This window comes from Pseudoflavonifractor phocaeensis, assembly GCF_021531815.1.
GTDB lineage: Bacteria > Bacillota > Clostridia > Oscillospirales > Oscillospiraceae > Lawsonibacter > Lawsonibacter phocaeensis_A.
The window spans coordinates 41,539-55,734 of the sequence record NZ_JADYUM010000001.1 but is presented as its reverse complement, the minus strand read 5'-3'; the positions used below and the strand labels follow the sequence as shown (position 1 = coordinate 55,734).

The 14,196-nt window shown below is 58.1% G+C and carries 13 protein-coding genes; 6 read left to right on the top strand and 7 right to left on the bottom strand.

The features are described from left to right. Positions 1-82: 82 nt before the first annotated feature. The 5 genes from larA to I6E42_RS00220 all read left to right on the top strand — a co-directional run bounded on the left by larA (position 83) and on the right by I6E42_RS00220 (position 4,720). Positions 83-1,357 carry a nickel-dependent lactate racemase gene (gene larA / locus I6E42_RS00240; protein ID WP_235369695.1) on the top strand — a complete coding sequence of 425 codons (1,275 nt, stop codon included), beginning with the start codon at positions 83-85 and terminating at the stop codon, positions 1,355-1,357. 17 nt (positions 1,358-1,374) lie between these two features. Then, entirely contained in the window at positions 1,375-1,674 is a 300-nt protein-coding gene (locus I6E42_RS00235) for a UxaA family hydrolase (RefSeq protein WP_235369694.1), read from the top strand. A 13-nt stretch (positions 1,675-1,687) separates the two neighbouring features. Beyond that, entirely contained in the window at positions 1,688-2,866 is a 1,179-nt protein-coding gene (locus tag I6E42_RS00230; RefSeq protein ID WP_235369693.1) for a UxaA family hydrolase, read from the top strand. A gap of 69 nt (positions 2,867-2,935) precedes the next feature. Next, the gene (locus I6E42_RS00225; protein ID WP_235369692.1) at positions 2,936-3,994 is read left to right on the top strand and encodes a 1-aminocyclopropane-1-carboxylate deaminase/D-cysteine desulfhydrase; all 1,059 of its coding nucleotides are present in this window, start codon (positions 2,936-2,938) and stop codon (positions 3,992-3,994) included. A 60-nt stretch (positions 3,995-4,054) separates the two neighbouring features. Then, positions 4,055-4,720: a GntR family transcriptional regulator gene (locus I6E42_RS00220; protein ID WP_235369691.1), complete on the top strand. Its 666-nt coding sequence runs from the start codon at positions 4,055-4,057 to the stop codon at positions 4,718-4,720. A 347-nt stretch (positions 4,721-5,067) separates the two neighbouring features. On the opposite strand, the gene nhaC is transcribed toward I6E42_RS00220, so the two are convergent. The 7 genes from nhaC to I6E42_RS00185 all read right to left on the bottom strand — a co-directional run bounded on the left by nhaC (position 5,068) and on the right by I6E42_RS00185 (position 13,437). Then, positions 5,068-6,519 carry a Na+/H+ antiporter NhaC gene (gene nhaC / locus I6E42_RS00215; RefSeq protein WP_235369690.1) on the bottom strand — a complete coding sequence of 484 codons (1,452 nt, stop codon included), beginning with the start codon at positions 6,517-6,519 and terminating at the stop codon, positions 5,068-5,070. Positions 6,520-6,745: 226 nt separating this feature from the next. Then, on the bottom strand, positions 6,746-7,909 hold the full coding sequence (gene alr, locus I6E42_RS00210) for an alanine racemase (RefSeq protein WP_235369689.1): 1,164 nt from the start codon (positions 7,907-7,909) through the stop codon (positions 6,746-6,748). 78 nt (positions 7,910-7,987) lie between these two features. Next, positions 7,988-8,734 carry a M20 metallopeptidase family protein gene (locus I6E42_RS00205; protein ID WP_235369688.1) on the bottom strand — a complete coding sequence of 249 codons (747 nt, stop codon included), beginning with the start codon at positions 8,732-8,734 and terminating at the stop codon, positions 7,988-7,990. Positions 8,735-9,044: 310 nt separating this feature from the next. Continuing rightward, a complete protein-coding gene (locus I6E42_RS00200; protein ID WP_235369687.1) occupies positions 9,045-10,250 on the bottom strand; it encodes a pyridoxal phosphate-dependent aminotransferase in 1,206 nt (401 codons plus the stop codon). Between the two features lie 49 nt (positions 10,251-10,299). Beyond that, a complete protein-coding gene (locus tag I6E42_RS00195; RefSeq protein ID WP_235369686.1) occupies positions 10,300-11,274 on the bottom strand; it encodes a hydroxyacid dehydrogenase in 975 nt (324 codons plus the stop codon). Positions 11,275-11,318: 44 nt separating this feature from the next. After that, positions 11,319-12,209, bottom strand: a complete 891-nt coding sequence (locus I6E42_RS00190; protein WP_235369685.1) for a 3-hydroxyacyl-CoA dehydrogenase family protein — start codon at positions 12,207-12,209, stop codon at positions 11,319-11,321. Between the two features lie 37 nt (positions 12,210-12,246). After that, positions 12,247-13,437, bottom strand: a complete 1,191-nt coding sequence (locus I6E42_RS00185) for a thiolase family protein (RefSeq protein WP_235369684.1) — start codon at positions 13,435-13,437, stop codon at positions 12,247-12,249. A 159-nt stretch (positions 13,438-13,596) separates the two neighbouring features. Between I6E42_RS00185 and I6E42_RS00180 the strand changes: the two genes are divergently transcribed. Continuing rightward, positions 13,597-14,124, top strand: a complete 528-nt coding sequence (locus tag I6E42_RS00180; RefSeq protein ID WP_235369683.1) for a hypothetical protein — start codon at positions 13,597-13,599, stop codon at positions 14,122-14,124. Positions 14,125-14,196: the final 72 nt, after the last annotated feature.

Sequence of the window (14,196 nt, the reverse complement as noted above, 5' to 3'; positions counted from 1 at the left end):
GACAAGAGATTGTCAAGAGACCATAATACAATCGAAATGTATACATCATACAATACGGCGAAAAATTGGAAGGAGGTACCACATGGTTAACATTGCGATCCCCTATGACGTGTCCACGATCCCGATTCATGTGGAAGAAAAGAATCTGAAAGCGGTCATCACCGCCCAGACGGAGGAGTACGTCCCCGAGGCCGGACAGGAAGAGTTGGTGCGGCGCGCGCTGGCCAACCCCATCGGAACGCCCCGGCTGCGGGAGCTGGCCCGGGGTAAGAAAAAGATCACCCTGGTGACCAGCGACCATACCAGAGCGGTTCCCAGCAAGATCACCCTGCCGCTGCTGCTGGAGGAGATCCGCAGCGGCAATCCGGATGCGGACGTCACCATTTTCATTGCCACCGGACTGCACCGGGCCACCACAGAGGAGGAGCAGCGCCGGATGTTCGGCGATGAGATCGTGGATCATGAGAAGATCGTGATCAACAAAGCGTTCCAGGATGAGGATTTCGAGCATGTGTGTGAGCTGCCGTCGGGAGCGGAGCTGTGGGTCAATAAGACGGTCCTGCACTGTGACCTGCTGTTGTGCGAGGGCTTTATCGAGCCCCATTTCTTCGCCGGTTTTTCCGGCGGAAGAAAGAGTATCCTGCCCGGCAGCTGCAACGCCGCCACGGTGAACGAGAACCACTCCTATAAGGCGGTGGCCAGCCCTTATGCCGCTGCCGGCGTGCTGGAGCACAATCCCATCCATGAGGACATGGTGTATGCCGCAAGGAAGGTCAACGTTCAGTTTATTTTAAATGTGGCTCTCAACGCGGAGAAAAAGGTCATCGCCGCCTTCAGCGGCGATCTGGAACAGGCCCACGGAGAGGGCGTGGCCTTTGTTCGGAGCCTTGCCCAGCGGCCTGCGGTACAGGGAGATATCGTTGTCACTTCAAACGGCGGCTATCCCCTGGACCAGAACCTGTATCAGAGTCCCAAGGCGGCCTCTACCGCTGAGGTGTGCTGCAGAGAGGGCGGAGTCATCATTATGTGCTGCGCCTGCCGGGACGGGATGGGCGGTACCAATTTTGAAAAGCTGATGCTGCGCGGCACCCCCGAGGAGATCGACAGTTACTTGTCCGCGATCCCGGCCAGGGAATCCATCGCTGAGCAGTGGTGCGCCCAGGCCTACGCCCGCATCCTGAAAAAGTTCAAGGTGATCCTGGTTACCACCTATCTGGATCATGACCTGGTCCGAAAGGCCAATATGATCCCCGCCTCCACTCCGGATGAGGCGCTGGAGATGGCGTACCAGATGATGGGCGGCAGCGCTGAAGTGGTTGTGATACCGGACGGCGTGTCTGTTCTGGCGGTCAAATAAGGAGAGGAGCGGTCATCATGGAAGAATTGAAGCTGGCGCTGAAGGTGGATGACAAGGACAACGTGGCCACCATCTTTGCGGAACAGATCACAGACGGGACCTGCGTGGAGGTGCGGGACAAGCGGGGGAACTCCGAGATTATCCCGGTCATCGGGGATGTACCTTATGGACATAAGATCGCCCTCGTTGACATTCCCAAGGGCAGCGCCATCATGAAGTATGGCGAGTCCATCGGTGCGGCCAGCCGCGGGATCCGAAAAGGGGAATATGTGCACGTACACAATATGGAGGCCATGCGCGGCCGTGGGGATTTGTAAGGAGGAGAAGACAGTGGGCTATACATTTCAGGGATATAAGCGGCCGGATGGACGGTACGGTTCCCGCAACCTGGTGGCGGTGATCCCCAGCGTGATCTGTGCCAACGATGTGGCGCAGGCCATCTGCCGCCAGGTCCAGGGGACCATCGGCTATTTCCACCACCAGGGCTGCTGCCAGCTCCCCCTGGACCTTCACCGGGTGACGGACGTACTCATCAATTTGGGCAAGAGCCCCAATGTGGCCGCGGCGCTGATCGTCAGCCTGGGCTGTGAGGGCACCGACCACGAGCGGATGCTCGCTGAGCTGCGCGCCACAGGCAAGCCGGTGGAGATCATCCGGATCCAGGAGCTGGGCGGGACCTCCCGGGCCATCCAGGCGGGGATCGACGCGGCCCAGTCCCTGGTTCTCCAGGTCTCCGGCCAGCAGCGGGAGGAGGCGGACATTTCCAACGTGGTCATGGCCATCAAATGCGGGGCTTCCGATACTACGTCGGGCATGGCTTCCAACTGCGTCATCGGCTATGTGGCCGATAAACTGGTGGACCTGGGCGCCACGGTAGTCTTTGGGGAGACCACGGAATTTCTGGGCGGCGAGCACATTCTGGCCAACCGCGCCGTGGGCGGACCCGACGGCCCGGTGGGAAAGAAGATCTTTGAGATCGTGGACCGGATGGAGCGGCGGGCCAAATCCATCGGCGAAGATATGCGGGGCGGACAGCCTACTCCCGGCAATATCGCGGGCGGCCTGTCCTCCATCGAGGAAAAAAGCCTGGGCGCCATTGTGAAGTCCGGGCACCGTCCGATCCAGGGTGTGTTGGAGTATACGGAGGCCGTCACAGATCAGAAGGGGCTGTGGATCAAGGACGCGCCGGGCCGTGAGCCGGAGATCCTGACGGGCATGGCCGCCACGGGCGCCCAGTTCATGATGTTTTCCACCGGCCGCGGAGCGCCCCAGGGCTTCCCCTCCATGCCGGTCATCAAAGTCTGCGGCAATCCCAATACCTATGCCCGCATGAGCCACGACATGGATTTGAACGCGGGGACCATCATCACCGGCGAGAAGACCATCGAGCAGGTGGGAGAAGAGGCCTTTGCGCTGCTGCTCAAGGTCCTGTCCGGCCAGATGACGAAGAATGAGGCGCTGTCCTATTTCGGCTCCATGGACATTTTCTGTCTGGGACCGGTGATCTGACTGGAAAAAGATCCGCGGAAAAATTTGACATCCCGGCGGGGCGATGATATGTTATAAAGGAGGAGCATCATGAAAACGGTTGAACAGGCACAGGAGCTGATCCACCGCCAGGTACGGGTCAAGCTGGGATTTTTCCCCACGCCCATTCACAAGCTGGAGAAGGTCAGCCAGGACACAGGAGTTGAACTGTACATCAAGCGGGAAGACTTTTCCGGTATGACGCTGTTTGGCGGCAATAAGATGCGCAAGTTGGAGTATCTGCTGGGTGACGCCCAGGCCAAGGGCTGCGACACCGTGATCACCTACGGTGCCACCCAGTCCAACCACGCCATGGAGACCGCCACGGCAGCCCGGAAGTGCGGTATGAAGCCCATCCTGTATCTGGCCGCGCTGGTGGAGCCCAAGGAGGAAGATATCCGGGCCAACCTGCTGCTGGACACCATTCTGGGGGCGGAGATCCATATTCTGCCCACGCTGCCCGGCGAGTTGATGGCGGATACCTTTGTGCGCTGCCGCGGCCAGGTGGAGGAGCGGATCGCGGAGCTGGAGCGGGAAGGCCACAAGGTATACGATATGCCCTCCGGCGGTTCCACGGCGGTAGGCGTCGTGGGATATGCGGACTCCTTCGTGGAGACCATGGGCCAGCTGCGGGACCAGGGGATCCATCCGGATTATTTCTTCACCAGCACCGGGACCGGCGGCACACTGGCTGGCCTGTCCGCGGGAAAAGCGCTGCTGGGCAGCGACGTCAAGCTGATCGGGATCCAGGTCAGCCCCAAGGACCCCGAGGGCTATCCCAAGCACGTGGCCGGTCTGGCCAACCAGGCTCTGGAGCGGATCGGGGCCGAGGAGAGGACGGACCTCTCCCAATTTGTGTGCGACCCCAATTACTTTGCCCCCGGATATGAGATGCCCAGCAAAGCAGCCAATGACGACATCCGCTACCTGGCCCGGAGCGAGGGCCTGTTTACCGACCCCGTCTATTCCGGAAAGGGGTTCCATGGATTGATGGAGTATATTCGGGATGGCCGCATCCCGAAGGGCAGCACCGTTGTTTACTTCCACACCGGAGGGACCACTGCGCTGTTCAGCGAGGCGGAGATCGTGGGCGACCTGACCCGGATCTGAGGTGGCACCTCCTCCGGGGTGTGCCGCCGGTGCGGCCGCAGTATGATAGGAGGAGGAAACATGGCCAACCAGCCAGTCCAGACCATACGAAGCCAGATCTATACGATTTTGCGCACTGCACTTTGGAAAGGCGAATTTGCTCCCGGTCAGCGGCTTCAGGAAGTGGAGCTGGCCAACCAGCTCCATGTCAGCCGCAGCCCGGTCCGGGAGGCCCTGCATCAGTTGGCGGGGGACGGATTGGTCATTGAAGTGCCCAATAAGGGCGTCTATGTTAGGGAGTTTACCGCCCGGGACATCGAGGAGATCTTCGACGTCCGGGTGATGCTGGAGACCTATGCCATCCGCCGCGCGGCCCAGAACATGACCGACAGCAAGGGAGTGCTCCTGAGCCAGATCGGCCGGGCACTGGGAGACGCCTATGAGCAGGGGGAGATCGACGTCTACGTCGCCGCCGATGACGAGCTTCATAACCAAATCGTCTGCCTGGGCGGCAACCATCTGGTGGAGGACCTGTATTACCGGGTCCGCTCCATGAACCAGCAGTTCCGCGTTTTATCCCTGAACAGCAGCAAACGGTTTCAGGACTCGATTTCTGAGCACCGGGAGTTGATCAGCGCTTTGGCGTCGGGGGATGCCGAGCGGGCAGTTGAGATCGATTCCAGGCATTTGGAGTTGGCGTGTCTCTGTATCAAGGAACAATTGAAAAACCGGTCGGCGCAGAGTTGAGGTTCGCCGTCTGCCTGCGGTATGGAAACAAAATGGTCCGCCCCTGAGGGGCGGACCATTTTCCAGCTTGTCAATAAACCCTGATCCTTCAAGGATTCGGAGGGAAGGATAGTTTGAAAGGGAACCGTCAGGGTTCCCTTTCTTTTCAATCAGTACAAATTTGGAAACATTTTTTCATGTTTGCAAATTTGCTCAGGCTGTCGAAAAAGCTTTTTCGACAGCCTACAAAATGGTCCGCCCCTGAGGGGCGGACCATTTTATGTGTGAACGAATAAAAAGCGTCCGGGCCGTTTGGCCCGGACGCTTTTCGTATGAAGAGGATGAATAGAGAAACGAGATCAGAAGAATTACTTGGCGGACTTGCCGGCCATCTTCTCCTGATAGATCGGAGCCTGTTCCTTGGGGATGCGCTTGCCAGTTTCGGGATCCACGTACCAGATGGCGTAACCGGTGGCGGCAGCAACAAGGGCCAGAATGGGGACGATGTAGCAGAGGAGGACCCAGGGGATGTACTCACTGTACAGAACACCCAGGGTGCCGGTAAAGTAAACGGCGTTGGTGTGCCAGGGCATCAGAGTGCCGCCCAGAGTGCCGCAGTCCTCCATGGTACGGGACAGAACGTGGGGATCCACACCCTTTTCCTTGTAGATGGGGGCCATGAGCTTGCCGGTCACGACGTGGGACATGGACATGGTGCAGCCGATCATGCCGGAGATGTAGGAGACCAGCATGGTGACGCCGACCAGCTTCAGGACGGAGTCGATCTTGTGGATCAGGCCGCCGACCAGGTTCATCAGGACGCCCATCTTGTCCAGGGCATTGCCCATGCCCATGGCGAAGATCATGATCATCATGATGTTGTACATGCTGGAGATACCGCCGCGGTTGAGCAGCTTGTCAACCAGGAACACGCCGGAGTCAATGGAGAAGCCAGTCTTCATGACGCCGAAGCACTGCACCCAGGTGGCGCCCTGAGCGATCATGGCGGTGATGGCGCCCACAACAGCGCCGCACAGAATGGTGGGCAGAGCGGGGACCTTGATCAGCAGCATAACGATAACCAGGACGATGGGGATCAGGGTGATGGGGCCCAGGTTAAAGTTGGCGGCCAGACCGGCCAGGTACTCATTGACGGTGGTGGGATCGTAGCCGGTGGTGCTGTATCTGCCGCCGACAACGCCGAAGATGACCAAGCAGATCAGCCAGCCGGGCAGGGTGGTGAAGCACATGGACTTGATGTGGCCGAACAGGGTGCCGCCAGCCATAGCGGGGGCCAGGTTGGTGGTGTCAGAGAAGGGAGACATCTTGTCGCCAAACAGAGCACCACTGATGACCGCGCCGGCGATCAGTCCCGGAGGGAAGCCCATGGAGATACCGATACCCATGCAGGCCAGGCCGGCAGAAGCGGCCGAGCCATAGGAGGTGCCGGTCATGGTGGACAGGATAGAGCACAGGATCAGGGTAGCGGGCAGGAAAATCTTGGGGCTGATGATTTCCAAACCATAATAGATCATGGTGGGGATACAGCCGCAGAGGATCCATGTGCCGATCAGAAGGCCGACCGCGCCGACGATCATGACCGATTGGAAACCGGCACGGACACCGTCAAGCAGATAGCCTTCCACAACGGACCAATCAAATTTTCTGACCTTCGCGAAGATCCAGATGATCAGCCACGTCAGGAACAGGGGAATCTCGAGGTTCAAACCTGCGCGGACGCAGATCACGATCTCGGCGATGATCACTAACATCAAAGCGATACTTTCGCCCATCGTGGCTTTTTGTTTCTTATTTTCCATCACTTTTCCTCCTCGATTTTCTCGCTTAAAATGCGGATTCGCGGATGATGCGGAATGAATCAGAATACTCCGGGATGACACCTCGTTTCCTCTATTTTCCTTTCCTCTTTCAAACGATGCTGTCGGCTTGTCACAGCCGGCTATATTAGAAGAGCGGCTCCCAATTCCCCCTCTGCTCCCAGGTTTATTAAAAAGAAACCGCTGATCTAATCGGAAACTGTGAAGGTCAACCTTCTTTTTTGGTATGGTATACCCGGGCGACCCGCTCTGTGATGTGGGTGAACATTGCCAGACGGGTCTCTCCCATTAAATGGCCGATCTCCAGACCGGAGATTTGGTTGCCGGAGCCGTCCGCACCGAAGAGCGTGACTTCGTCGCCAATCTGGCAGTCTACTCCAGTCACGTCCACAAAGCTCTGGTCCATGGCGGTCCCCACGAAGGGACAGCGCGTTCCGTGAACCAGAACAGGCGCGTGGTTCATGGCAAAGCTGCGCACGTAACCATCGCCGTAGCCGATGCCGATGGTGGCCACCTTGGCGGGGGAGGTAGGCCGGAAGGCCCGGCCATAGCCCACGCTCTCTCCGGGCTGGATGGTCCTCAGATTTACGATCAGGGTCTTCCAGCTGGCAGACTCTTTCACGCCGATGGGGTTCCAGTCGTTCTGGATGGAGGAGTAGCCCAGATACAGGCTGCCCACCCGCACATGAGTGCAGAGCGGATAGGCCTCTTTCAGCCAGGTGGTGGCGCCGGTGTTGCAGCAGTGGATGAAGCGGGGGGAGATGCCCGCCTGTTTGACCTGATCCAGACCCTGCTGGAACCGGGCGAACTGCTCCCGGGTAAAATCATTGCCGGCACCCTCGTTGGCCTGATCCGCTGTGGCAAAGTGGGTGAACACACCATCAATGGTGATGTTGCCCAAGCTGTTGACATAGCGGAGAAAATCGTCCAGTTCCTCGCCGGGTTTTACACCGATCCGGTTCATCCCGGTTTCGATCTTGAGGTGCGCCTTGACCTGGGAAATGCCGCGCTTTGCGGCCTCCTCGCTCAACTGCTTGGCATCCTGCTTTAAAAACAGGGGGATCTGGATGCCGCGCTCCACTGCCACGGGGATGGAATAAGACGGGACCGGCCCCAGGATCATGATCTCAGCATCCGTACAGCCGGAGTCCAGGATCTGACATGCTTCAAAGATGCGGGCAGTGGCGAGAAAACGGATGCCGCACTCCCGGACCAGATAGTTGGCGACGGGGACAGTTCCCAGGCCGTAAGCGTTGCTCTTGACCACGGGAAGCACTTCCAGACCGCCGGTATAGGCCCGGATCTTGTTGATGTTTTCGCCGATGGTATCCAAATCGATGTCCAAACGGCTGTTGTAACAGTTAATATCCATGTCAACACGTCCTGAATGGAGAATAATGTATACAAATATGGCGAATATGGGCTAATCCTCTCACTTGAGAGAGAAAATTTAACGGATCGGGGATTCCAGGTAGCGGTAAGCCAGAGCGGCCTGCAGCGCTACGCCGTTGACCAGGGCGTCCTCATCGATGTTGAACAGGGGGCTGTGCCAGGGATGCTGGGTGTCTTTCTCGGCGTTGCCGGTGCCCAGGAACCAGAAGGCGCCGGGAACTTTTTCCAGATAATAGCCAAAGTCCTCACAGCCCAGTCTGGAGCCGGGGAGGGGAGTGAAGGCTCCTTCGCCGAACAGGGAGACCGCGTTCTGCTGGATGAAGTCCACGAAGCGGCCGTCGTTGATGGTGGCGGAGTAGCTCTTTTTCCGCTTGAATTGGTAAGAGCCGCCGTAGGCCTTGGTGATGCCGTCCAGCATGGCCTCGATACGGGTAATGGTGCGTTCCCGGACTTCGGGCTTCAGGGTGCGGAGAATGCCCTCCAGATGGACGTTGTCGCAGATCACGTTGCGGGTCTTGCCGCCGCTGATCGCGCCGAATGTGATGACCGCGGAATCGAGGGGATTGAGCTCCCGGGAGATCAGAGCCTGAACCGCCGTAATAAATTGGCCGGCGATTACGATAGCGTCCACGCCGCGGTGAGGGTAAGCGCCATGGGCGCCTGTACCACAGATGTCGATCATCAGCCAGTCAGAGGCAGCCATAACAGCTTCATTCTTGGACACGACCATCCCGGTGGGATAATCGGGGTCCACACGAAGGCCGAAGATGGCGTCTACGCCCTCCAGGGCGCCGTCGGCGATCATGTGTTCTCATTTTCGGACATACTGAATATCTCTTTTCTTTTTCTGATCATTTATACCACTTCGCAGAACGCATTCTCTCCCTCAGACGACAGCCTGCGAAAGAAGTATCGTGCCTGATGTACTCCTCCGGCGGGGACGGAACACGGAACAGCCTGGTTCCGCCCCGCCGAATGTATACATCATACAAAAGCATTATGGCCCAAGCCATATGCGTTTGTCAATAGAGAAGCCGAATTAAATGACTAAAGTGTTGCGATCTGCGTATGCACCGGCTTGAACTCTCTATCGGACAACAGATTGTGAAAAAGCGTTACGCCTTGCGCATTTCCTCAACCATTTCCTTGATACGGCGGAAACCTTCCACAATATTCTCCTCAGAGGTAGCGTAGGAGAAACGGACATACTTGCCAGTGTGATCATCCAGACCCACGGCGGGAACGGTGGCAACATACTTCTCTTCCAGCAGTTTCATGGAGAAGTCCATGCTGCTGATGTTGAGAGCGGAGACATCCACCATGATATAGAAAGCGCCGTAGGGCTTGACATAGGTCAGGCCGGGGATCTCGTCCAGCAGCTTCATGATGAGCTTGCGGCGGTTTGCGAAGGCGGCCAGCATCTCTTCCACCTGCTTCTTGGTGTTGGGGGTGTTCATGGACTCAGCCAGACCGACCTGAATGAAGGTGGGGGAGCAGGTGGTGGAATACTGGTGGACGCGCAGGATGTGACCGCGCAGCTTGGCAGAGGTGGCAATGTAGCCAAGACGCCAGCCGGTCATGGCAAAGGTCTTGGAGAAGCCGCTGACGATGATGGAACGCTCCTTCATGCCGGGGAAGGAGGCGATGGAGTGGAACTCAGCTCCGTCATAGACCAGACGGCTGTAGATCTCATCGGAGAGGATCAGGAAGTTGTGCTCCACGGCCAACTCGCACAGTTGCTTCAGATTGTCGTAGCTGAATACGGCGCCAGTGGGGTTGCTGGGGCTGTTCATGACCAGCATCTTGGTTTTGTCAGTGATGGCGGCTTTAACAGCTTCGATGTCCACCTGGAAGCCGTTTTCAGCACTCAGAGGGATGTCCACAAACTTGGCGCCGCACATGTTGATCAGGCTCTTGTAGGAGACAAAGGCAGGAGTCAGAACGATGACCTCGTCACCCTCGTCCACAAAAGCCATGATGGAGTTGTTCAGAGCCTCGGCGGCGCTGCTGGTGATCAGAATCTCGGTGTTGGGGTCGTAGTCAATGCCGGTCTCTTCCTTGATGTAGCCCTGCAGCAGCTTACGCAGGGGAGGATAACCCTGGTTGGAGCCGTACTTGGTCTGGTTGTTGGTGATGGCGCGGATCGTGGCCTCCTTAATGTCGGAGGGGGTGTTGAAGTCGGGCTCGCCGGCACTGAAAGCGATGACGGGCTTGCCCTCGCCGCGCAGGACGGCGGTGCGGTCCAGCACGGTACGGATCAGGGAGGGTTCTACCTTCTCCAACCGCTTAGCACCGACATTCAAATCATAAGAACTGACCATAATAATTTGCTCCTTTCTCTCATGAACAGATGGAATTACTTCTTACTGTTTACTTGGCAAACTTCTCGTGGTTGTAGACAGACTTGTCCACCACGTTCTCCCAGCGCTGGCCGTTGCAGATGGCCACGCAGCCTTCAGCGCACCAGGCGCCCATGCGGTCGGTGCCCTCGCGGGTGAGAGCGGCGGAGTGGGGAGTGACGATCAAGTTCTTGGCGTTGAACACGGGGTTGCTCAACTCGGCGGGTTCCACACTGTACACATCCACAGCAGCGCCGGCGATGACGTCGTTGTTCAGAGCGTCAGCCAGATCCTGCTCGTTGACAATGGGACCACGGCTGGTATTGATGAGCAGAGCGGTCTTCTTCATCATGGCCAACTGGGGAGCGGAGATCATATTCTTGGTCTCGGGGGTGAGGGGGTTGTGGATGGTGATGATGTCGCAGTCGCGCAGCAGCTGATCCATATCCTCATAGTATTCGCAGCCGGCGGCTTCCACCTTGGCCCGATTCTTGGAGTGGCTGAAGCCGGCGGTCTTCATACCGACGCCCTGGCAGATCTCAGCCACATACTTGCCGATGGCGCCTACGCCGATAATACCGACCTTCTTGCCATACAGCTCAAAGGCCTTCTTGGCGTCGCGGATCTTCCAGTTGCCCTGACGCAGCTCTTCATCGGCTTCCTTCATGTTTTTGGCCAGGGCGAACATGGAGGCCACGGCGTGCTCCGCCACGGAGCGGTTGTTGGCACCGGGGGTGAAGACCACGGGGATGCCCAGGGAGGTGGCGTGGGCCACGTCCACGTTGTCATATCCCACGCCGGTCCGGCCGATGACCTTCAGGTTGGGGCACTGGTCGATGATGGAGGCGGGACAGAGGCCGACGCGGATGATGAAGCCGTCGGCGTCCTTCAGCTGGTCCAGATAGGTGGCGGGCTCGGCAGAGTTGGCGACGAACAGTTCCGCGCCGCTTGCATGAAGAACGTCCATGCCGGCCTGGCTCAAGGAATGGGTCAAAACAAATTTCATGTCGTAGCTCCTAACCTTTCTTTCTCAAATCTCGTCTTTCTCTCTTACTTTTTGGAATCGGAATAGTCGTACCAGCCCTTGCCGGTCTTGCGGCCGTACTCGCCCTTGATGACCTTGTCGATGACCAGGGGGCTGGGGGCGTCGTTGGGATCGCCGCTCTCGGCGAAGCGGTCCCGGCGGACATAGTAGTTGACATCCAGGCCGGTCAGATCCATGAGGCGGAAGGGACCCATGGGGTAGTTCAGGCCCTTTTCGCAGGCGGTGTCGATGTCCTCCACAGAGGCGATACCCTTCTCCAGCAGCAGGCAAGCCTCACGGGTGACGGCGGCGTTGATCCGGTTGGCCACGAAGCCGGCGATCTCCTTCTGGATGATGATGGGCTTCTTACCGGTGTTTTCAGCGAACGCGTAAGCGGTCTTGATGGTCTCGTCGGCGGTGTGGGGGCCGCGGACGATCTCCACCAGCTGCATCACCAGGGCGGGGTTGAAGTAGTGCATGTTCAGCAGGCGCTCGGGGTGCTCGGTGACGTCGGCCAGCTTGGAGCTGACGATGTTGGAGCTGTTGGTACCCAGAATGGTGTCGGGCTTGCACACCTTGCTGATCTTCTGGAACAGGTCCCGCTTGGCGTCCAGATTCTCAATGATCGCCTCGATGACCAGGTCGGCCTGGGCGGCGGCCTCCTCCACGTTGTCGGAGAAGACCAAGTTGGCGGCCACCTTGTCCGCCTCCTCCTGGGTGATGCGGCCCTTGGCCACGCGGCCGGCCAGATACTCGGGGGCCCACTTCTTGGCCTTTTCCAGGGCGGCGGGGAAGGAGTCGCACAGGATCACCTTGTAGTCATGGGCGCGGCCATTGAGGGCGGTGTTCATGGCGATCTGCTGGCCCATGGCGCCGGCGCCTACCACGAGAACAGTTTTAATATCTTCGATCTTCATAACAATGCACCTTTCTTTACTCGATGGTTTTCAATATTTAGTCCATGCGCTCCACGATGGCGGCCATGGCCTGTCCGCCGCCGATGCACAGGGTGGCCAGTCCGTAGCGGCCGCCGGTGCGCTTCAGGTTGTGGATCAGGGTGACGATGAGGCGGGCGCCGGTGCAGCCCAGGGGATGGCCCAGGGCGATGGCGCCGCCGTTGATGTTGACCTTGGCGGGGTCCAGTCCCAGGTCACGGATGCAGGCCACGGACTGGGAGGCAAAGGCCTCGTTCAGCTCCACCAGATCGATCTGGTCCAGGGTCATGCCGGTGCGCTTCAGGATCTTGTTGGTGGCATAGTAGGGGCCGTAGCCCATGATGGCGGGGTCGAGAGCGGCGGTGGTGATGTCCACGATACGGGCCATGGGCTTCAGGCCGGTCTCCCGCACCTTGTCCTCGGACATGAGAACCAGAGCGGCGGCGCCGTCGTTCAGACCGCAGGAGTTGCCGGCGGTCACGGTGCCGTCAGCCTTCACGATGGGACGCAGCTTGGCCAGCACCTCCATGGTGGTGCCGGGGCGGGGGAATTCGTCGGTGTCAAAGATAAAGGAGCGCTTCTTCTCCTGGACCTCCACGGGGACGATCTCGTCCTTGAAGTAGCCGGCCTCAATGGCGGCCAGGGCGCGGCGCTGGCTCTCCACGGAGAAGGCGTCCTGCTGTTCCCGGGTGATGTTGAACCGCTCGGCCACGTTCTCGGCGGTGCGGGTCATGCTCAGGCCGGTACCATAGACGGAGGCGGGGGCGGCGGTGCTGCCGGCCTCAATGTTGGAGTCCACCAGGGTGTTCTTGTTGCCGCCCCAGCGGGTGCCGCGCAGATAGATGGGGGCGCGGCTCATGTTCTCGGTGCCGCCGGCGACGATCACATCGGCCTGATCCAGCCAGATCTCCTGGCAGCCGCACAGGGTGGCCTGCATGGCGGAGGCGCACAGGCGGTTGACAGTAAAACCGGGGACAGACTCGGGGAGGCCGGCCTCCAAAGCGGCGCAGCGGGCGATGTTGGAGGCTTCGGTGCTCTGGCGCACCTCGCCCAGGATCACCTCATCCACCATGGAGCCGTCAACGCCGGCACGGTTCAGAGACTCCTTAATGACCAGGGCGCCCAACTGATGGGCGGGAACGCTTTTCAGTGAGCCTCCGTACTTGCCGATGGCAGTACGAACGGCGCCCATGATATACACTTGCTTCATATCTCAGGTACTCCCTTTCATATTTGTCAGGTTTTGTGAAATGGCGAACTGACTCTTAAAATTTATCAAGCATGTAACGTGCCAAAATGGAAGCTGGGTCAAGAAGAGACTGAAGTTTTTTTATTTTGCATGGGAGGAATCTGTATACGAGCGAAATGGATGAAGACCGAGAACAAGCCGGTCTTGCGGCAGAGCGCCCATTCTCCTATTAGATATAGAAATAGGACAACGGCGCCTGTGTTGAGGCGCCGTTGTCCACGTGCAAGATTATACTATAAAAAATTGGGAGTTTCAAGCGGATTTCCAAGGCAAATCCCCCCATATCTTGGGGCGGCTGCTGGATTTTGTGGTGAAAATCCACAGTATTTCTGCCAGTGGATGGGATCGCCGGTGTCCTGCGGCCCTTCCGGAAACATGCTGTTTTGCCGCTCTGAAAATATGTTGAACAAGAGAAAAAATATGGTTGAGGGTAAAAAAGAGGAGGACATGAACATGAAAAAGTGCATAAAACTGTGCAAAAGTGCAAAACAAAAAGTGCAAATGCACGTTTGTGCAAGAAAAATGCAAGAAAAGGAGCAGAAAAAGCGGGCGGCTGAACACGAAAAGGGGGATGGAATGAAATTTACAGCAGGAAAGCGGCGCTCCAAGAGAAAAATCTCACATCGGAACGGGCCGCATAAACAATGAGAACGAAATAAGTGTTTTTATTTAACAGGTGTGGCATATAGCTGCGGCGGGGTGATTTCCCATGGTTTTCCA

What these genes read in the sequence shown, in the direction of transcription:
- I6E42_RS00235 (WP_235369694.1), top strand. Translation starts at nt 1,375, where the DNA reads ATGGAAGAATTGAAGCTGGCGCTGAAGGTGGATGACAAGGACAACGTG.
- nhaC (WP_235369690.1), bottom strand. Translation starts at nt 6,519, where the DNA reads ATGGAAAATAAGAAACAAAAAGCCACGATGGGCGAAAGTATCGCTTTG.
- I6E42_RS00190 (WP_235369685.1), bottom strand. Translation starts at nt 12,209, where the DNA reads ATGAAGATCGAAGATATTAAAACTGTTCTCGTGGTAGGCGCCGGCGCC.
- I6E42_RS00225 (WP_235369692.1), top strand. Translation starts at nt 2,936, where the DNA reads ATGAAAACGGTTGAACAGGCACAGGAGCTGATCCACCGCCAGGTACGG.
- larA (WP_235369695.1), top strand. Translation starts at nt 83, where the DNA reads ATGGTTAACATTGCGATCCCCTATGACGTGTCCACGATCCCGATTCAT.
- I6E42_RS00220 (WP_235369691.1), top strand. Translation starts at nt 4,055, where the DNA reads ATGGCCAACCAGCCAGTCCAGACCATACGAAGCCAGATCTATACGATT.
- I6E42_RS00200 (WP_235369687.1), bottom strand. Translation starts at nt 10,250, where the DNA reads ATGGTCAGTTCTTATGATTTGAATGTCGGTGCTAAGCGGTTGGAGAAG.
- I6E42_RS00195 (WP_235369686.1), bottom strand. Translation starts at nt 11,274, where the DNA reads ATGAAATTTGTTTTGACCCATTCCTTGAGCCAGGCCGGCATGGACGTT.
- alr (WP_235369689.1), bottom strand. Translation starts at nt 7,909, where the DNA reads ATGGATATTAACTGTTACAACAGCCGTTTGGACATCGATTTGGATACC.
- I6E42_RS00185 (WP_235369684.1), bottom strand. Translation starts at nt 13,437, where the DNA reads ATGAAGCAAGTGTATATCATGGGCGCCGTTCGTACTGCCATCGGCAAG.
- I6E42_RS00180 (WP_235369683.1), top strand. Translation starts at nt 13,597, where the DNA reads ATGAAGACCGAGAACAAGCCGGTCTTGCGGCAGAGCGCCCATTCTCCT.
- I6E42_RS00205 (WP_235369688.1), bottom strand. Translation starts at nt 8,734, where the DNA reads ATGATCGCCGACGGCGCCCTGGAGGGCGTAGACGCCATCTTCGGCCTT.